Origin of the sequence: Bradyrhizobium monzae, from assembly GCF_021458635.1 — a bacterium.
In the GTDB taxonomy this organism is placed as follows: Bacteria; Pseudomonadota; Alphaproteobacteria; order Rhizobiales; family Xanthobacteraceae; genus Bradyrhizobium.
Map to the genome: position 1 here is coordinate 498,862 of NZ_JAIRDQ010000003.1, position 18,758 is coordinate 517,619.

At 63.6% G+C, this 18,758-nt stretch carries 19 protein-coding genes; 8 read left to right on the forward strand and 11 right to left on the reverse strand.

All coding sequences use genetic code 11. The features are described from left to right. Window positions 1-241: 241 nt before the first annotated feature. The 5 genes from K3F49_RS15895 to K3F49_RS15915 all read left to right on the forward strand — a co-directional run bounded on the left by K3F49_RS15895 (window position 242) and on the right by K3F49_RS15915 (window position 6,826). Window positions 242-1,588, forward strand: coding sequence for an HlyD family secretion protein (locus K3F49_RS15895; protein WP_234681878.1), 1,347 nt, complete (start codon window positions 242-244; stop codon window positions 1,586-1,588). Then, window positions 1,588-3,525, forward strand: coding sequence for a glycosyltransferase (locus K3F49_RS15900; protein ID WP_234681998.1), 1,938 nt, complete (start codon window positions 1,588-1,590; stop codon window positions 3,523-3,525). Before K3F49_RS15895 ends, K3F49_RS15900 begins: the two co-directional genes overlap by 1 nt. 106 nt (window positions 3,526-3,631) lie before the next feature. Then, a complete protein-coding gene (locus tag K3F49_RS15905) occupies window positions 3,632-4,933 on the forward strand; it encodes a lytic murein transglycosylase (RefSeq protein ID WP_234681879.1) in 1,302 nt (433 codons plus the stop codon). 109 nt (window positions 4,934-5,042) lie between these two features. Then, on the forward strand, window positions 5,043-5,546 hold the full coding sequence (locus K3F49_RS15910) for a DUF1993 domain-containing protein (protein ID WP_234681880.1): 504 nt from the start codon (window positions 5,043-5,045) through the stop codon (window positions 5,544-5,546). A gap of 179 nt (window positions 5,547-5,725) precedes the next feature. Continuing rightward, a complete protein-coding gene (locus K3F49_RS15915; protein WP_234681881.1) occupies window positions 5,726-6,826 on the forward strand; it encodes an alkene reductase in 1,101 nt (366 codons plus the stop codon). 167 nt (window positions 6,827-6,993) lie between these two features. Here K3F49_RS15915 and K3F49_RS15920 read toward each other — a convergent pair whose 3' ends face one another. The 7 genes from K3F49_RS15920 to glpD all read right to left on the reverse strand — a co-directional run bounded on the left by K3F49_RS15920 (window position 6,994) and on the right by glpD (window position 14,635). After that, window positions 6,994-8,790 (reverse strand): ABC transporter substrate-binding protein, encoded by a 1,797-nt coding sequence (locus K3F49_RS15920; protein WP_234681882.1) that lies wholly within the window; start codon window positions 8,788-8,790, stop codon window positions 6,994-6,996. Between the two features lie 76 nt (window positions 8,791-8,866). Beyond that, window positions 8,867-9,196: a DUF2160 domain-containing protein gene (locus K3F49_RS15925; protein WP_234681883.1), complete on the reverse strand. Its 330-nt coding sequence runs from the start codon at window positions 9,194-9,196 to the stop codon at window positions 8,867-8,869. Between the two features lie 9 nt (window positions 9,197-9,205). Next, window positions 9,206-10,012: a carbohydrate ABC transporter permease gene (locus K3F49_RS15930; protein WP_234681884.1), complete on the reverse strand. Its 807-nt coding sequence runs from the start codon at window positions 10,010-10,012 to the stop codon at window positions 9,206-9,208. Then, window positions 10,012-10,914, reverse strand: a complete 903-nt coding sequence (locus K3F49_RS15935; protein WP_234681885.1) for a carbohydrate ABC transporter permease — start codon at window positions 10,912-10,914, stop codon at window positions 10,012-10,014. The genes K3F49_RS15930 and K3F49_RS15935 overlap by 1 nt, the downstream gene beginning before the upstream one ends. Continuing rightward, on the reverse strand, window positions 10,914-11,999 hold the full coding sequence (locus tag K3F49_RS15940) for an ABC transporter ATP-binding protein (RefSeq protein ID WP_234681886.1): 1,086 nt from the start codon (window positions 11,997-11,999) through the stop codon (window positions 10,914-10,916). The genes K3F49_RS15935 and K3F49_RS15940 overlap by 1 nt, the downstream gene beginning before the upstream one ends. Before the next feature lie 12 nt (window positions 12,000-12,011). After that, window positions 12,012-13,088: an ABC transporter ATP-binding protein gene (locus K3F49_RS15945; RefSeq protein ID WP_234681887.1), complete on the reverse strand. Its 1,077-nt coding sequence runs from the start codon at window positions 13,086-13,088 to the stop codon at window positions 12,012-12,014. Then, window positions 13,085-14,635 carry a glycerol-3-phosphate dehydrogenase gene (gene glpD / locus K3F49_RS15950; RefSeq protein ID WP_234681888.1) on the reverse strand — a complete coding sequence of 517 codons (1,551 nt, stop codon included), beginning with the start codon at window positions 14,633-14,635 and terminating at the stop codon, window positions 13,085-13,087. Before glpD ends, K3F49_RS15945 begins: the two co-directional genes overlap by 4 nt. A gap of 229 nt (window positions 14,636-14,864) precedes the next feature. Here glpD and K3F49_RS15955 point away from each other — a divergent pair, with 229 nt between their 5' ends. Together K3F49_RS15955 and K3F49_RS15960 are read left to right on the forward strand one after the other, a co-directional pair. Then, window positions 14,865-15,146, forward strand: coding sequence for a type II toxin-antitoxin system Phd/YefM family antitoxin (locus tag K3F49_RS15955; RefSeq protein ID WP_234681889.1), 282 nt, complete (start codon window positions 14,865-14,867; stop codon window positions 15,144-15,146). Next, window positions 15,143-15,568 (forward strand): type II toxin-antitoxin system VapC family toxin, encoded by a 426-nt coding sequence (locus K3F49_RS15960; protein WP_234681890.1) that lies wholly within the window; start codon window positions 15,143-15,145, stop codon window positions 15,566-15,568. The genes K3F49_RS15955 and K3F49_RS15960 overlap by 4 nt, the downstream gene beginning before the upstream one ends. Before the next feature lie 4 nt (window positions 15,569-15,572). On the opposite strand, the gene K3F49_RS15965 is transcribed toward K3F49_RS15960, so the two are convergent. Together K3F49_RS15965 and K3F49_RS15970 are read right to left on the reverse strand one after the other, a co-directional pair. Beyond that, a complete protein-coding gene (locus K3F49_RS15965; protein WP_234681891.1) occupies window positions 15,573-16,421 on the reverse strand; it encodes a DeoR/GlpR family DNA-binding transcription regulator in 849 nt (282 codons plus the stop codon). 90 nt (window positions 16,422-16,511) lie between these two features. Next, a complete protein-coding gene (locus tag K3F49_RS15970; RefSeq protein ID WP_234681892.1) occupies window positions 16,512-17,186 on the reverse strand; it encodes an HAD family hydrolase in 675 nt (224 codons plus the stop codon). A 154-nt stretch (window positions 17,187-17,340) separates the two neighbouring features. Between K3F49_RS15970 and K3F49_RS15975 the strand changes: the two genes are divergently transcribed. Next, the gene (locus tag K3F49_RS15975) at window positions 17,341-17,793 is read left to right on the forward strand and encodes a nuclear transport factor 2 family protein (RefSeq protein ID WP_234681893.1); all 453 of its coding nucleotides are present in this window, start codon (window positions 17,341-17,343) and stop codon (window positions 17,791-17,793) included. Window positions 17,794-17,914: 121 nt separating this feature from the next. On the opposite strand, the gene K3F49_RS15980 is transcribed toward K3F49_RS15975, so the two are convergent. After that, window positions 17,915-18,106, reverse strand: a complete 192-nt coding sequence (locus K3F49_RS15980; RefSeq protein WP_234681894.1) for a hypothetical protein — start codon at window positions 18,104-18,106, stop codon at window positions 17,915-17,917. A 221-nt stretch (window positions 18,107-18,327) separates the two neighbouring features. Next, the gene (locus K3F49_RS15985; RefSeq protein WP_234681895.1) at window positions 18,328-18,738 is read right to left on the reverse strand and encodes an acyl-CoA thioesterase; all 411 of its coding nucleotides are present in this window, start codon (window positions 18,736-18,738) and stop codon (window positions 18,328-18,330) included. Window positions 18,739-18,758: the final 20 nt, after the last annotated feature.

Consider the following 18,758-nt stretch of genomic DNA (forward strand, 5'->3'; position numbering starts at 1 on the left):
CTCGACGTATGAACGCCGCGAGCCGCTGCAAGGCTCGTGCGTCGCCGGGCCGCAGATAAGTCGGCCACCCGCCAGCCTTTCGTCCATCGCTAAAGCTTGACCGAGATTTGCGCAAAAACGCGCGCGGACACTTAGCAACCTGGAAAGCGCAGCTTGGGCTTAATCCACAGTAACCGGGCACGCTGCGCGGCCCTTGCGCATTGACCGGTTCCATTGGCCTTCCGTCCGCAAGGTGACCGTCATGGCAGACCGCTCGCGCGCCGCTTCCGTCGAACCCGGATCCGTTCCCTCGCCTCAAGACGCCAAGTCTGACGCGAAAGGCTTGCAGGACGGGCTGCACGAGCAGCTGTTCGCCAATGATGAGCCCGGCCATGCGCCCGATGCGCAAACGTCGCAGGAGCCACCACGCCGTTGGCCGCGTCTGCGGCGCGGCGCCAAGATCGCCATCGGGCTTGCCATCATCGCCGTGTTCGGCTGGCTGCCGCTGCGCGTGATCTGGGAAAATTCGAGCGTCGAGGCCGTGCTGAATTCCCGCCTCGTCACGCTGCGCACGCCGATCGGTGGCCGCGTGGCCGCCGTCCAACGCGTGACCGACCAGACCAAGCTGGATGCCGGAACCGTGGTCCTGCGCGTCGTGAACTCGCGCAGCGATCGCACCCGGCTCGACGATCTCCGCCGGCAGAAATCGCGCCTGGAGAACGAACGGCCGAGCCTTGCCGCCAAGCTGGCCGCGGCCCAATCAGCACAAAAAGATCTGGCGCGACAGGCCTCGCAATTCCGCGACGGGCGCGTGCTCCAGCTCGAAGCCCGCATCGCGGAGATCCAGACCTCGATCGAGGCGGCGGCGGCGCGGCGGGACGAAGCCAACGCCGCGGTCGAACGTGCGACGTCGCTGGCGAAATCCGGCAACGTCTCGACCGTGGAGCTGGCGCGGCTGACGCGCGAGCTCTCGGTGTCACAGCAGACCGAGCTCGGGGCGCGCAAGCGGCTGGATGCAGCCAAGGTCGAGCTCGCCGCGGCCCAGAACGGCTCGTTCCTCGGCGACAGCTATAACGATCGGCCAAGCTCGGTGCAGCGCGAGGAGGAGATGCGCCAGCGTGCCGGCGACCTCGAGGCCGATCTTGCACGCACCGACACCGAGATTGCCTGGCTCGCCAACGAGATCATCGTCGAGGAAGTCCGCTTTGCCGATCTCTCCGAGGCCAACATCACGACGCCCGTCGCAGGCCGCGTCTGGGAAATGATGACATCACCCGGCGAGGACGTGCAGGCCGGGCAGCCGCTGCTCAAGGTGCTCGATTGCAGCGGCGCGGTGATCACCGCCAATGTCACCGAGAGCGTCTACAACCGCCTGCAGCTCGGTGACCGCGCCACCTTCGAGCCGAACGATGACGGCGCGCCGATCTCGGGCACAGTGGTCAATCTGACTGGGGCGGCCGGCGCGCCCGCAAATCTTGCCATCAATCCGGATGCGCTGAGCAAGGAGCCTTATCGCGTGACCGTGGCGCCTCGCGACTCCGCATCGCAGGCCTGCACCGTGGGGCGCACCGGCCGTGTCGTGTTCGCCAGGCACGAGAGCGCCTCGTGATGCTGGCATTGACGCCCGGTCTGCTTGCGCTCGGCGCCTTCATGGCGATCGTGCCGCTGCTCAGGCTCGACAGCACGAAAGCGCGCTCGTTCCTCGCAATCGTGTCGCTGATCCTCTTGCTCCGCTATCTCCATTGGCGTGTCACGTCGACGCTGCCGCCGCCCCATCTGACTGCGGATGCCGTGATTGGCTATCCCTTCATGCTACTGGAAGCGGCCTCGCTGGTCGCGGTCGCCCTGTCGCTGCTGTTCCTGAGCCGGACGATCGACCGCACCAAGACGGCGAGGAGCGACGGCCGCGCCACCGATCCCCGTGCGCCGTTGATCGACGTCTTCATCTGCACCTACAACGAAGAGCGGTCTATCCTCGAGCGCACCATCATCGGCGCGACCGGCATGGAATACGGCAACTACCGCGTCTGGGTGCTGGACGACGGCCGACGGCCGTGGCTGCGGCGCCTTTCGGGAGAGCTCAACTGCCACTATCTCACGCGACCCGACAACCACCACGCCAAGGCCGGCAACATCAACCATGCCCTCCGGCATGTCGGTGCGCTGCCGGAACGGCCGCACTTCGTCGCCATCCTCGACGCCGATTTTGTGCCGCGGCCCGACTTCCTCACGCGCACCATCTCGCTGATGGACAATCCGTCGGTCGGCGTGGTGCAGACGCCGCAGCACTTCATCAATCCCGATCCGATCCAGACCAATCTCGCTGCGACCGACGTCTGGCCCGACGAGCAGCGATTCTTCTTCGATATCCTGATGCCGGCAAAGGACGCCTGGGGCGTCGCCTTCTGTTGCGGCACCTCGTCTCTCATTCGCTACGCCGGACTGGTGCAGATTGGCGGCTTTCCTACCGACTCGGTGACGGAGGACTATCTCGTCACGCTGCGCCTGAAGGAATTCGGGCTCACCACAATCTATCTCAATGAGCGATTGACGATCGGGCTCGCACCGGAAGGGCTGAAGGAATACATCACCCAGCGCGCTCGCTGGTGCCTCGGCTTCATGCAGATCATCCGCGGCCGCAGCGGGCCGTTCTCGCAAACGTCAAATCTCTCCTTCATCGATCGGCTCTCGCTGGTCGACGCCTTCATGAGCTGGTTCGCGGTCTACACATCGAAAGTCGCGGGTCTCGCGGTGCCCTGGCTGTTCCTGCTGTTCGGCATCAAGGCGGTGCAGGCGGATCTCACCGAGCTGTTGCGCTTCTTCCTGCCGTTCTATGTCTGGCACGGTCTCACCATGGCCTGGCTGTCGCGCGGCCGCTCGCTCGCGATGATGACGGATGTCTCGCAACTGATCGCCGCGCCCGCCGTACTCAAGGCCGTGGCAGCCGGACTGCTGAAGCCGAAGGGGCATAAATTCAAGGTCACGGCGAAAGGCGGCGACCGCGACAGGCGATTTGTCGAATGGCCGCTGCTGCGCCTCTATGGTAGTGCGCTTGCGATCACGCTCGCGGCCATCGCCTATGCCTTCATCCTGCATCTGCGCGGCGAGAACATCGCCTATGGCGGACTGGCTCTGGCCTGGAGCCTCTACAACGCATTCATCCTCACCGTGGTCTGCTTCGTCTGCATCGAGCAGCCGCGCAAGCGCAAGGCAGAGCGCTTCGATCGCAACGAAGCCATCCTGCTGCGCCAGAACGGCAAGTCGCATCTGGCACGGCTTGCCGACCTCTCCATCACCGGCGCGCGGCTGATCGATCCCGATCCACCGCTCCCCGGCAGCCCGATCGAATGCGGCATCTACGGCCGATCGATCGCCGCGATCGTGGTGCGACGGACGGCGGATGGATTCGCGGTACGCTTCGAGGAAGGTATGGACACGCGCGTGCATGCCATCAGGGCGTTCTATGCCGGTGAATATGTGCGCGCCTATCGGGGTGTCAGGGCTCTGCCGGTCGGGAAAGCGCTGCTGGCGCGACTGTTTGGCTAGCTCGCATTCAGCGCGCCGGCATGGCATAGAAAGGATGGCCCGAGGCCGTCACTTCGCCTAGAATTGGATCGAATCCACGCCCGCCTCTCCCCCCGTCGGAACCCCTATGGTCCAGACCCGATTTCTGATCTCGGCCGTCGCGCTCCTCGCCTGCACTGCCACCGCCTCCGCCCAGTTCCAAGCGCCCGTGCCCAAGGCTACGGCCCCCAAGGCCACCGCTCCCTCACCGCGCGCGGCGTCGTGCCACAATGGGCAGAGCTTCGACCGCTTCCTCGCCGACGTGAAACAGCAGGCGGTTGCGGCCGGCGTGTCGCAGCGAACGATATCGGAGGCTGCGCCCTACCTCGTCTACGACCAAGGCATCGTCAATCGCGACCGCGGTCAGCGCGTGTTTGGCCAGCTCTTCACCGAATTTGCCGGCCGGATGGCCGCGCCCTATCGCATGCAGAACGGCCAGCAGCACATCAAGCAACACGCGGCGGCGTTCGCGCGGGCCGAGAAGGAATATGGCGTGCCGCCGGCGGTGATTGCCGCGTTCTGGGGCCTGGAGAGCGACTTCGGCGTCAACATGGGCAATCTGCCGACGCTGAAATCGCTGGTGTCGCTGGCCTATGACTGCCGCCGTTCGGAAATGTTCGTGAACGAGACCATCGCCGCGCTGAAGATCATCGACCGCGGCGATCTCACACCCGACGAAATGATCGGCTCCTGGGCCGGCGAGCTCGGGCAGACACAGTTTCTGCCCGTGCACTACGTCAACTACGCCGTCGACTATGACGGCGACGGCCGGCGCGACCTCCTGCGCAGCGAGGACGACGTGATCGGTTCGACCGCGAACTATATCGCCAACGGCTTGAAGTGGCGGCGCGGCGAACCTTGGCTGGAAGAGATCAAGGTGCCGCAAAACCTGCCATGGGATCAGACCGACCTCAGCGTGCAGCTGCCGCGTTCGAAATGGGCGCAGTTCGGCGTTACCTACCCCGACGGCCGGCCGCTGCCGAACGATAATCTCGCCGCGTCGGTGCTGCTGCCGATGGGACGCAACGGTCCTGCCTTCATGGCCTATGCGAATTTCGCGGCCTATACCGAATGGAATAACTCGCTGATCTATTCGACCACGGCGGGCTATCTCGCCTCACGCATTGCGGGCGCAGCGCCAATGCGTAGGCCGGCCGGACAGGTCGCGCAACTGCCGTTCAACGAGCTCAAGCAATTGCAGCAATTGCTGGTCCAGGCCGGCTTCAATGTCGGCAAGGTCGACGGCGTGCTGGGCCAGCAGAGCCGCGCCGCCGTGAAGGCGATGCAGATCAAATACGGCCTGCCTGCCGATTCCTGGCCGACCGCGGAGCTGCTCGCGCGCATGCGCGGCAGCACGGCACAGGCACAGCCCCAAGCGACGGTGCGGTAGAATTTTCGCACCGCACAAGCCGTTTCGGCGATTGTATTATTCCATGACGCTCCCATGTGAGTGGCTCAGGTTTTCTCCTGAGATCTCCCACCATTGAAGCGAGCATCACATGTCCTTCCACGACGCCGTCGTCCCCGCCTATCTGCAAATGCTGAACAGCCTGACCGGCCTGCTCACCAAGGCCGAGGCGCATTGTGCGGCCAAAAAGATCGACCCGAGCGTCCTGCTCGGCTCGCGCCTCTTCCCGGACATGCTGCCGCTGTCGAAGCAGATCCAGCTCGCCAGCGACTTCGCCGCCAAGGGCTGCGCCAGGCTGACCCATAGCGAGGTGCCTTCGATGCCCGACACGGAAAAGACCTTTGAGGAGCTGAAGCAGCGGCTCGCCAAGACGATCGACTACGTGAAATCATACAAGCCGGAGCAGTTCGAAGGCGCCGACACCAAGGATGTGACCTTCCCGGCAGGCCCGGACCGCACCATGACGCTCAAGGGCCAGCAATTCTTCAGCGGAGTCTCGCTACCGAACTTCTATTTCCACGCCACGACTGCTCACGGCATCATGCGCCACAACGGCGTAGAGATCGGCAAGCGCGATTTCCTCGGCGCGAACTAATTCGCGATATCGCGCGGCTGCGAGAGCGTAAATCCGCTGCCGTGGCCGAAATTGCGCATGATTTGTGCTGCGCGGGGCCTGCCGCGCAGCTCGCCTGCACTTTCCGTATGGCTCATCCCTTGCGCTGATTGTCGCAATGCACAAGTGTTCCAGACCTCTTAACTACTGGAAGCCCCCCAATGAGCCGTCTGACCAAATTGCTTGAGACTTATAAGCTCGGCCCGATCACGCTGGCGAACCGCCTCGTGATGGCGCCGTTGACGCGCAACCGCGCGGCGCCCGGCACCTTCGTCCCCTCTCCGCTCGCCGCCGACTATTATGGCCAGCGCGCCTCCGCGGGCCTGCTGATCACCGAAGCGAGCCAGGTCTCGCAGCAGGGCCAGGGCTATCAGGACACGCCCGGCATCTATTCGAAGGACCAGGTCGCCGCCTGGCGCAAGATCAACGACAAGGTGCATGAGCGTGGCGGCAAGATCTTCATCCAGCTCTGGCATGTCGGCCGTATCTCGCATGTCGACCTCCAGGCGGGCGGCGCAGCCCCGGTGGCACCGAGCGCGATCCGTGCCAAGGGCAAGACTTTCGTCAACGGCACCTTCGCCGACGTCTCCGAGCCGCGCGCGCTCGAACTCTCCGAAATTCCAGGCATCATCGACGACTTCAAGCGCGCCACGAAGAACGCGCTGGAGGCCGGCTTCGACGGCGTCGAGATCCACGGCGCCAACGGCTACCTGCTCGACCAGTTCGCCAGGGACGGCACCAACAAGCGTACCGACGCCTATGGCGGCTCCATCGAGAACCGCGCCAGGCTGATGCTGGAAGTCTCCAAGGCCGTCGTTGCCGAAGCCGGCGCCGAGCGCACCGGCATCCGCATCTCGCCGGTGACGCCCGCGAATGACATCTCGGACTCCAATCCCCAGCCGCTGTTCGATCACATCGTCGATGGGCTGAACGCGCTGAAGCTCGTCTACATCCACGTCATCGAGGGCGCGACCGGCGGGCCGCGCGACATCGCGCCGTTCGACTACGCATCGCTGCGCAAGCGCTTCTCGGGCGCCTACATCGCCAACAACGGCTACGATTTCGATCTCGCGACCAAGGTGCTGGACGCGAACGCTGCCGATTTGATTGCCTTCGGCAAGCCGTTCATCTCCAACCCCGACCTGGTCGAGCGGCTGAAGACGGGCGCGGCTCTGAACGATTGGGACAAGAACACGTTCTACGGCGGCGGTGCCAAGGGCTACACGGATTACCCGACGCTGGCGGCCGAGCCGGCGGAGTAAATTCCGCTCCGTCCTCCGTCATTGCGAGGAGCGAAGCGACGAAGCAATCCAGACTGCCTCCGCGGATCGACTCTGGATTGCTTGAGGATGTGGAGAAATCGCGTCGAACGCCTCAAAAACAAAAAGGCCGGGATTGCTCCCGGCCTTTCGTCGTTTTGTGACGTCGCTTACTGCAGCGAGGCGCGCTTGGGCGGGGTGGCCGGCCACGACTTGATCAGCGTGTCGTAGTCGATCGTTTCGCCCTTCGGCTTCTCGTTGGCGAGCTTGCGCTGCGGCGCGATGGTGCCGTCCTTCTGGGCCTTGGCGAACCAGAACTCGGCCGACTCCTTCTTGTGCAGCTTCGGACCGCAGGCGCCCTGCACGCCCGACTTCTCGATGCGCTCCATGACGGAGTCTTGCGCAGCGGCAAGAGCATCCATCGCGGCTTGCGGCGTCTTCGCACCGGACGACGCATCGCCGATGTTCTGCCACCAGAGCTGCGCGAGCTTCGGATAGTCGGGCACGTTGTTGCCGGTCGGGGTCCACTGCACGCGCGCGGGCGAGCGGTAGAACTCGATCAGGCCGCCGAGCTTCGGCGCACGCTCGGTGAACGACTTGTCCCAGATGTCGGATTCACGGATGAAGGTGAGACCGACATGGCTCTTCTTCAGCGACACCGTCTTGGAGACGATGAACTGGAGATACAGCCAGGCTGCCTTGCGGCGATCCGCCGGGGTCGACTTCAGAAGCGTGAGCGAACCCGCGTCCTGGTAGCCGAGCTTCATGCCTTCCTTCCAGTACGAACCGTGCGGCGACGGAGCCATACGCCACTTCGGCGTACCGTCCGCGTTCATCACGGCGATGCCCGGCTTCACCATGTCGGCGGTGAAGGCGGTGTACCAGAACATCTGCTGGGCGATGTTGCCCTGTGCCGGGACCGGACCCGACTCGGAGAACGTCATGCCCTGTGCCTGCGGCGGAGCGTACTTCTTCATCCACTCCAGGTACTTGGTGATCGAGTAGACGGCAGCCGGACCGTTGGTGTCGCCGCCGCGCTCGATCGACGAGCCGACCGGACGACAACCTTCCATGCGGATGCCCCACTCGTCGACCGGCAGACCGTTCGGAATGCCCTTGTCGCCGTTACCCGCCATCGAGAGCCAGGCGTCGGTGAAACGCCAGCCGAGCGACGGGTCCTTCTTGCCATAGTCCATATGGCCGTAGACCTTGACGCCGTTGATCTCCTTGATGTCGTTCGTGAAGAACTCGGCGATGTCCTCATACGCCGACCAGTTCACGGGCACGCCGAGATCGTAGCCATACTTGGCCTTGAACTTGGCCTTGTAGTCAGGGTTGGTGAACCAGTCGTAGCGGAACCAATAAAGGTTCGCGAACTGCTGGTCGGGCAGCTGATAGAGCTTGCCGTCCGGCGCGGTGCCGAACGACTTGCCGATGAAGTCGTTGACGTCGAGCATGGGATCGGTGACGTCCTTGCCCTCGCCGGTCATGTAGTCGGACAGCGCGATGGTCTGACCGTAGCGGAAGTGGGTGCCGATCAGGTCGGAATCGTTGATCCAGCCGTCATAGACGTTCTTGCCGGACTGCATCTGGGTCTGAAGCTTTTCGACGACGTCACCTTCCTGGATGATGTCGTGCTTGAGCTTGATGCCGGTCAGCTCGGAGAACGCCTTGGCGAGCGTCTGCGACTCGTATTCGTGGGTCGCGATGGTCTCGGAGACGACGTTGATCTCCATGCCCTTGAAAGGCTCGGCGGCCTTCGCGAACCACTCCAGCTCCTTCTTCTGGTCGTCCTTAGAAATGGTCGAAGGCTGGAATTCCGCAATCCACTTCTGGATGGCGGCATCGTCGGCGGCGCGAACCGGCGCCGAGGTAGCGAACGCGGTGGCGAGAATGGCCGCGGCGCTCGACACGGTCAGAAAGCTAATCTTGGTCAATGGACCTTTCCTTCTCCTAAACTGTCGCATGTTGTTCCTCCGTTGCAGCGACAAACTTTTATACAGGCCCGGGTTGCCCCCGGATCTGGCCGTCCCTTCGCGAGCTTCAGACCGTGCGAAAAATGAGCACGGCCGTCACCAGCGAAATTCCACTTGCGAGCCAGAGGCTCGAAATCTCGATCCCCTCCTCGCCGATCGGCAGCGAGGCGATCGGGTCGGTGCCGACCAGGCCGATCCACGCGAGATGGATGACGGCCGCCAAAATCAGCGAGATGAACAGGCGATCGCCGCGCGTGGTCGGAATACTGAGCACGCCGACGCGCTCGGCCTCGGGATAGACGGACGCGAGCCACGTCATCACGAGAAGCGTGCAAGCGAGCGCGGCGAAGAAGATCGCCGTCGGCAGCGTCCAGGCCATCCATGCAATGGATTCCATGAGAACCTCCTAGACCCGGCCGAGCGCGAAACCGCGCGCGATGTAGTTGCGGACAAACCAGATCACCAGCGCGCCCGGGATGATGGTGAGCACGCCGGCGGCCGCCAGCAGGCCCCAATCCATACCGGCCGCCGACACGGTGCGCGTCATGATCGCCGCGATCGGCTTGGTCTGCACCGAGGTCAGCGTCCGCGCGAGCAGCAGCTCGACCCAGGAGAACATGAAGCAGAAGAAGGCGGCGACGCCGATACCGCTCGCAATCAGCGGCACCAGGATTCTGACGAAGAAGCGCGGAAAGGAATAGCCGTCGAGGAAGGCGGTCTCGTCGATCTCGCGCGGCACGCCGGAAACGAAGCCCTCGAGGATCCACACCGCCAGGGGCACGTTGAAGATGCAGTGCGCGAGCGCAACGGCCCAAGGGGTATCAAACAGCCCGATCGCCGAATAGAGATTGAAGAACGGCAGCGCATAGACCGCCGCCGGCGCCATACGGTTCGACAGCAACCAGAAGAACAGATGCTTGTCGCCGAGGAAGCGGTAGCGCGAGAACGCGTAGGCCGCGGGCAACGCCACCGAGATCGAGATGATGGTGTTGAGGATGACGTATTCGAGCGAGTTGATGTAGCCGGAATACCAGCTCTCGTCGGTGAAGATGCGCCTGTAGTGCTGCAGCGTCGGCGCATGCGGCCACAAGGTCATCGTCGAGACGATCTCGGCGTTGGTCTTGAAGCTCATGTTGACGAGCCAGTAGATCGGCAACAGCAGGAAGATCAGGAACAACCCCATGATGAAACGGCGGCCGGGGATCGAGTGCATCACGCGGCTCCTTCCTGGGGTTTCCGTTCGCTGCCGGCATTGGTCATGACGGTGTAGAAGATCCAGCAGACGATCAGTATGATCAGATTGTAGACCAGCGAGAGCGCCGCGGCCTTGCCGAGGTCGAACTGGCCGAGCGCGATCTTGACGAGCTCGATCGACACGAAGGTGGTCGAGTTGCCGGGCCCGCCGCCGGTGACGACGAAGGGCTCGGTGTAGATCATGAAGCTGTCCATGAAGCGCAGCAGCACGGCGATCAGCAGCACGCGATTCATTTTCGGCAACTGGATCGCCTTGAACACGGCCCAGCGCGAGGCACCGTCGATCTGGGCGGCCTGATAATAGGCCTCCGGGATCGACTTCAGGCCCGCATAGCAGAGCAACGCGACGAGGCTGGTCCAATGCCAGACGTCCATCACGATGACGGTGACCCAGGCGTCGACGGCGTTGGACACGTAATTGTAGTCGATGCCCATCGCATTGAGCGTATAGCCGAGCAGGCCGATGTCGGGCCGGCCAAAGATCTGCCAGATCGTGCCGACCACGTTCCACGGAATCAGCAGCGGTAGCGCGAGGGTGACGAGGCAGGCCGCAACGGTCCAGCCCTGCCGCGGCATGGACAGCGCCACCACGATGCCGAGCGGCACTTCGATGGCGAGGATCACCAGCGAGAAGAACAGATTGCGGCCGAGCGAAGCCAGGAAGCGGCCGCCGAGATCGGTCGATGGATCGAGCAATTCCTTGAACCAGCCGACGCCGTTCCAGAAGAACTGGTTGTTGCCGAAGGTGTCCTGCATCGAATAGTTCACCACCGTCATCAGCGGCAGCACCGCCGAGAATGCGACGACCAGGAACACCGGCAGCACCAGGAACCAGGCTTTTTGGTTGACGGTCTTGTCCATCAGGCGGCTCCTTCCACCAGAAGGCTGTCGGCATAGACGTGGACGTGCGCTGGATCGAATTTCAGCCCGGCCGTGCCGTCCGAACTGGTGAAGCCCGCAGGTGCCCGCGCCGCGAGCTTGGCGTCGCCGAGACGCGCGCGCGCAAAGCGGATGCGGCCGAGATCGTCGATGCGCTCGATCCTGGCAGTGAGCAGGCCGGGTGTGGGCGCGACGACCTCGACGAATTCCGGGCGCACACCGATCTCGATCTTGGCGTTTGCCGGCAGATTGTCGTAAGCGCGGTTGAGCGCGATGATGTGGCCGTCGATCCGCGCCTCGCGTCCCTTCACCTCGGCCGGCAGGATGTTCATGCCGGGCGAGCCGATGAAATAGCCGACGAAGGTATGGGCGGGCTTGTCGAACAGCTCGGCCGGCGTTCCGCTCTGCACCACGCGGCCGTCATGCATGACGACGACAGTGTCAGCGAAGGTCAGCGCCTCGGTCTGGTCGTGGGTGACGTAGATCATCGTGAGGTCGAGCTCGCGATGCAGCGCCTTCAGCTTGGAGCGGAGCTGCCATTTCAGCTCGGGATCGATCACCGTCAGCGGCTCGTCGAACAGCACGGCGGCAACATCGGAGCGGACGAGGCCGCGGCCGAGCGAGATTTTTTGCTTGGCGTCAGCCGTCAGCCGGGTCGCCTTGCGGTTCAGATAGGGCTCGAGGTCGAGCAGGCGCCCGATCTCAGCGACGCGCTTGTCGATCTCGGCCTTCGGCACGCCGCGGTTCTTCAACGGAAACGCCAGGTTCTGTCCCACCGTCATGGTGTCGTAGATCACCGGAAACTGGAACACCTGGGCGATGTTGCGCTTCTGGGTTGACAGGGGTGTGATGTCCTGGCCGTCGAACTGGATTTTCCCCCGCGACGGCGTGATGATGCCGGAGATGACGTTGAGCAGCGTGGTCTTGCCGCAGCCGGACGGACCAAGCAGCGCATAAGCGCCGCCCTGCCGCCAGGTCATGGTCACCGGCTTCAGCGCAAAGGTTTCCTCCGGCGCATCATTGCCACCGTAGGAATGGGCGAGATCGATGAGGTCAATGCGGGCCATGTCGCATCCCCCTCAAGAACCCGGGGCCGCGACGAGGCGATCAGCCGCGTCGAAGACGAAGACATCATTGGGGTCGAGCACCGCGTCGATGGTCTGGCCGGGCTCGAACTCGTGCACGCCGTGCAGCACCGCAACCCAGTTCGATCCGTCGCGGGTCAAATGCACAAAACTCTCCGAACCGGTGATCTCGGTCACCGTCACCGTGGCATGGAAGGCGTGACGATCAGTCTGGCCATTGGCGAGTGCAAGCTGATGCGCGCGAAAACCGACGCGATAGGCGCCATCGCTGAGCGAGGAATAAAGACCGGAAGCCGGCGCGGCGATGCCTCCCGCATATTGCACCGAGCCGTTCTTCTTCTCGATGCCGACGAGATTAAGCGGCGGATCGGAAAACACCTGCGCGACACGCAGTGTCTGCGGACGGCGGTAGACGCCGGGCGTCTCCCCGATCTGGAGCGCCTGGCCTTGCCACATGCAGACCGTGTTGCCGCCCAGCAGCAGCGCCTCGGTCGGCTCTGTCGTGGCATAGACGAAGATCGCGCCGGAGGCCTCGAAGATGCGCGGCAATTCGGCACGCAGCTCCTCGCGCAGCTTGTAATCGAGATTGGCGAGAGGCTCGTCGAGCAGCACGAGGTCGGCGCCCTTCACCAGCGCGCGCGCCATTGCGGTACGCTGTTGCTGGCCGCCGGAGAGCTGGAGCGGTGTTCGCTTCAGGAACGGCTCGAGCCGGAGCAGCCGGGCAGCTTCCGCCACGCGCGTCTCGATCTCCTCGCGCGGCTTGCCCTGCACACGCAGGGGCGAGGCGATGTTCTCATAGACCGTGAGCGAGGGGTAATTGATGAACTGCTGATAGACCATCGCGACGGAACGCTGGCGCACGTCAACGCCAGTGACGTCCGTGCCGTTGACCAGCACCTTGCCCGTGGTCGGCTTGTCGAGGCCGGCGAGCAGCCGCATGATCGAAGTCTTGCCCGACAGCGTCGGCCCGAGCAGCACGTTCAACGTGCCGCTCTCGAGCGTCAGGGAGACGTCGCGAATGTGCGGGACTCCGTCGACGGTCCGGGTCACATGATCGAGTGTCACGCTCATGAGCGTCCTCCTGCTTCCAGCAGAGGACTTTGCGATACAACGTGGGTCCTGATCCAGTCGTCCAGAGCGGCAATTTCGTCGGCAGATAGCCGCAGGCCGAGCTTGGAGCGGCGCCAGACGATATCCTCGGCGGTCACCGCCCATTCGTTGGTCATCAGGTAGCGAACCTCACGTTCGGTCAGAGTTGCGCCAAAGGCCTGGCCGAGATCGGCGGCCGATTTGGCGTCGCCGAGCAATTTGATGGCGCGGGTGCCATAGGCGCGCGCGAGACGTCGCGCATGCTCATGGCTGAGGAAGGGGTAGCCGCGCTGCAACTCGGCGATCAGGCCGTCGACGGCCGATACATCCATGTCGCCGCCGGGCAGCGGCCATTTGCCGGTCCAGCCCTCGCGCGCTTTCGCGCTGCGAAGATAGGGCGCGAGCCGTTCCAGCGCCTCTTCGGCGAGGCGGCGATAGGTCGTGATCTTGCCGCCATAGATCGACAGCAGCGGCGAGCCGCCGGGGGTGTCGAGCTCGAACACGTAGTCGCGGGTCGCGGCCTTGGCTTCGCTGGCGCCGTCGTCATAGAGCGGCCGCACGCCGGAATAGGTCCAGACCACGTCCTCTGGTGTCACCGGCTTGGCGAGATATTCGCTCGCGGCGGCGCAGAGATATTGGAGCTCTTCCGCCGTGGCCTTCACCTTAGAGGGATCGCCGTCATAGTCGCGATCGGTGGTGCCGATCAGCGTAAAGTCATCCTGATAGGGGATGACGAAGATGATGCGGCCGTCAGCATTCTGGAACATGTAGGCGCGATCGTGGTCGTAGAGTTTTTTCACGACGATATGCGAGCCCTGCACCAGGCGCACTTTGGCTTTCGCATTCACGCCGGCACCGCGGCCGAGCACGTCCTCGACCCAGGGGCCGCCGGCATTGACCAGCGCGCGGGCCTGGATGGACGAACGTGCGCCGGTCAGCGTGTCGACCATGCTGACGGTCCAGACACCATCGGACTGCTTGATGTCCGTCGCACGGGTCCGGGTGCGAATCTCGGCGCCCTTGTCGGCGGCGTCACGCGCATTGAGCACGACCAGACGGGCGTCATCGACGAAGCAGTCGGAATATTCGAACGCACGGCTATAGCGATTCGGGATCAGCGGACGGCCGACCTCGTCACGCCGCAAATCAACCGAGCGGGTTGACGGCAACAGATGACGGCCGCCGATGTGATCGTAGAGGAAGAGGCCGAGACGCAGCAGCCAGGCCGGGCGCAGGCCCGCGTGGTGCGGCAAAACGAAACGCAGGGGACGGATGATGTGGGGCGCGATGCCCCAGAGAATCTCGCGCTCGATCAGCGCTTCGCGGACCAGCCGGAACTCGTAATATTCGAGATAGCGCAGGCCGCCATGCACCAGTTTGGTCGACCAGGACGACGTCCCGCTGGCCAGATCGTTCATTTCGCACAGGAAAACAGTGTTTCCGCGGCCCACGGCATCGCGCGCGATGCCGCAACCGTTAACACCGCCTCCAATGATGGCGAGGTCGAAAATACGCTCCAACAGACGCATCCCCCGGCGACCACTCGTTCCGTCGAGTGTCTACTTTCGCTTTTGATTAGATCACACCAAAAAACGAAAGCAAGATGAAAGAGAGGGGAAGAGAAGTGAAAACGGAACTTTTTGATGGGCAGTTCGCCGTCAAAATGGGCGTCTGAACTGATGATCCGGGGGCAGCGACGCGCTTGAACGATCACCTTGAGGTCTATATGGTCAATATAGTCATATTGTCCTATTCGAGATGACCGATCACAGCACCGCTCCCGATTCGCCACCGACCGACACTTGGACGCTTGCCAATGCCAAGGCTCGCTTGTCCGAGGTGATCGATCGCGCCCAAACTGGTCCCCAGATCATCACCCGTCACGGCAGGCCCAATGCGGTGATCGTTTCCGCCGAAGAATGGGCGCGAAAGACCGCGCGCAAAGGGACGCTCGCCGAATTCCTGCTGGCTTCGCCGCTACGCGGCGCCGACCTCGAGCTTGAACGTGAGCAGGACGAACCGCGCGACGAAATGCCGTGAACCTGCTCCTCGACACCAATGTGCTGTCGGAAGTTCAGCGGCCGGCGCCTTCCCCAAAAGTCCTGGTGTGGCTCGACACGGTCGATGAGGATCGCACGTTCATAAGCGTTGCCTCGATTGCCGAGCTTCGCCGCGGCATCGCATTGCTAGATGATGGCCGTCGGCGCGCGGCGCTGACCGCCTGGCTCGCCCACGATTTGCCGGCTCGGTTTGCAGGCCGCATCCTGCCGATCGACCATGCGGTCGCAGAGCGCTGGGGTGATCTGATGGCGCAGAGTCGCCGCAGCGGCGTTGCGTTGTCGGTGATGGACGGGTTCTTTGCGGCAACCGCGCTTACCAACGCTCTCACGCTCGTCACGCGCAACGTGAAGGATTTTTCCGCTTTTGGCGTGCCGCTGCTCGACCCGTGGGACGGCGCCTGAGGCGCTAGCGCAGCCTGACCACCGGTGCGGCTTCCGGCGCAGCGTCCTGCGCTTCGGCCTGAGCCTCATCGAGATCCCCGGCTCCCTTCGGCATCGCCGCCATCACCTCGATGCCCTTGCCGTGGCAGATGGTGGCGAGGCGCTCGGGCAGTTCCTGATCGGTGACGAAGGTCTGGATCTGGCTGATATGGGCGATGCGGACCGGCGCGCTGCGCCGAAGTTTTGTGGAATCAGCCACCAGCATGACGCTGCGGGCATTGGCGATGATGGCCTGCGCCACCTGCACCTCGCGATAGTCGAAGTCGAGCAGCGCGCCTTCCTCGTCGATCGCGGACGCGCCGATGATGGCGTAGTCGACCTTGAACTGGCCGATCAGCTGCGTTGCGGTCGAGCCGACCACGGCGCCGTCGGCACGCCGCACCGTGCCGCCGGCCACCACCACCTCGATGCGGGGATGGCGGTAGAGCAGCATGGCAACATTGAGGTTGTTGGTGATGACGAGCAAGTCCTCGTGCGAGGTCAGCGCGCTCGCGACCTCCTCGGTCGTGGTGCCGATGTTGATGAAGAGCGAGCAGCCGTTCGGGATCAACGAGGCGGCCGCAGCGCCAATCGCTTTCTTCTCGTCGGCGGCGACGAAGCGGCGCGCCTCGTAAGCGAGATTTTCGACGCCCGAGGCGATGATCGCGCCGCCATGGACGCGGGTGAGCGAACGGCGCTCGCAGAGATCGTTGAGGTCCTTGCGGATCGTCTGCGCCGAGACTTCGAACCGGCGCGCCAGCTCCTCGACCATGACGCGGCCGGAAGAGCGGGCGATGTTGAGGATTTCAGCTTGGCGATGGGTCAATCCGGTCACGGCAATGGCCTCAAATCAGAACGATGCATGGTGCGGCGGTTCGCGCGCGCGGTCAATGCGCACGCCGATCACGGTTAATGGATGAAAATCTCACCACGCCATCGCAGCAGCGAGCCGCGCGAGCAAGTCGGGATCGTCGAAGGCGCTCGCGGACGCAACGGCGCCCGATCCAACAAGGTCAGCATCGCTGAGGCTGGTCCGGATACCGATGGTCGGAATGCCGGCGGCAGCGGCCGACTGCACGCCGGAGCGGGAATCCTCGAAGGCGATCGAGGCAGCCGCGCTGGCGCCGACGAAGCGCAAGCCCTCTTGATAGGGCAGCGGATGCGGCTTGCCGTGCGGCAACTCGTCGCCGATCACCAGCGTCTTGAAGCGATGCGTGATGCCGAGGCCGGACAACAGCAGCTCGGCATTGAGACGCGGCGCGTTGGTGACGGCGACCATGGGAATGCCGGCCTCATCCGCGCGGTCGAGCAACGCCATCAGGCCGGGCAGCGGCTCGATCTGTCCCGCGACCAGCGTGCGGAACACCTCCTCCTTCTCGCCGAGAATCGCGGCGCGCCCCTCCAATGTTTCATTGGGCAGAAAGCGCTCGCCGATCGACACATTGGCGAAGCCTTGCAGCTCCCTGGAGAAGCGCGCGTGGTCGAAAACATGACCGTGAGGACCGAGCACCTGGTTGAACGCTTTCAGATGCAGCGGGTCGGTGTTGGCCAGCGTGCCGTCGATATCGAACAGCAATGCCTTGCCCATAGTCTCGATCATGTCCGTACTTTCCCGAATGCGCCGCGCATCAATGCCGAAGACGTATCAATAGAGCCGCGCGCGCGCAATAACGCATACGGATGACAATCACGCGCCACTCGACAAAGCCGCACCCGGCTGCAACACTCCATACAAGATCAAAAAGGAGGAAACGATGACGATCAACCGACGCGATCTGGCTCTCTCGACTCTCGCCGTCTCCGCGCTTGCGCTCTCAACACCGGCGCTTGCCGCTTCCGCAGACGAGGAAGCCGTGGCGAAGCAGGTCGAGGCCTTCCGCCTCGCCCAGATCGCTGCCGACCCGAAGGCGCTCGGTGCGCTGTGCTGGGACGATCTCAGCTACAGCCATTCCAGCGGCAAGGTCGAGGACAAGGCGACCTTCATCACCAACGCGACCGACGGCAAATCGAAATTTCTCTCGATCGCCTATCAGGACCCGACCATCAAGGTCGTCGGCCCCGCCGCGATCGTGCGCTTCCACTGGGTCGCGGAACAGGAGATGGCGGCCGATGGGAAAAAAGTGCCGACCAACCTTCACATCCTGATGAACTGGCAGAAGCAGGGCGACCAGTGGAAGCTCTTGTCGCGCGCAGCGACGAAGTTGTGATCGACGGCGTCATTGCGGGGCGCGCCGAAAGGTGCGCCCCGCAATCCATTGATCGGCAATTTCTGCAGCAGGATCGATTCCGGGCTCGCGCTGCGCGCGCCCCGGAATGACGGGCTGGCTGCTACGCCGCCTCCTTCACATCGCCATTAACCAGCTTGCGCGCAGCGCGCTCGGCTTCGCGCGCGTTGCGGAAAAGCTGGCCTTCGAGGCGATTGAATTGCTGGGATGAGGCGAAGAAGCAGTAGCCGCCCTGACCGCGAACAACGATGCCCGCGGTCTCTGAATTCACTTCGATGATGTAGCTGTCCGGCATGGCCCGTAGAGTCCTCAATGCGGGCAAATAACGACGATTTTGCCCAAAGGTTCCCAAGGACAAATCGGCCGTTTCCACCCCGAATCGACGCGCTATTGAGTACGCCGGGACCTCATCCGTTTTATGACCCGTTCTTGGCAAAGCCGCGACGCGCTGACTCAATGGCGCCGCGTTTCACGGTGCTGCCAATTTCGTGAGGCGGGACTGAGTGCCGCGCGCGGTTACGTCGCAATCGGCGGAGCGTCTCGCTGGATCACTTGCGGATGGCCGTTATCGTCGATCGAAACATAGGTGAAATTGCCATCAGTCACGAGGATCGGCTGCAGCTCCCGCCGCCGTAGCGCCCAGGCTTCGAGATGGATGGTGAGCGAGGTGCGCCCGACGCGCACGAGGTTGGCGTAGACCGACACGAGATCGCCGACATAGACCGCCTTGCGAAAATTCATCGCGTCGATCGCAACCGTGACGGTGCGCGACTTCGCGACTTTTGATGCAAACACGCCGCCGCCGACGTCCATCTGGCTGAGCAGCCAACCGCCGAAAATGTCGCCATTGGCGTTGGTGTCGGCGGGCATCGCCAGCGTGCGGATGCAGAGATCGCCGCTCGGCTCGGTAGCTCCCTGTTCGCTCATGCTTCTCTCGCGTGAAATCT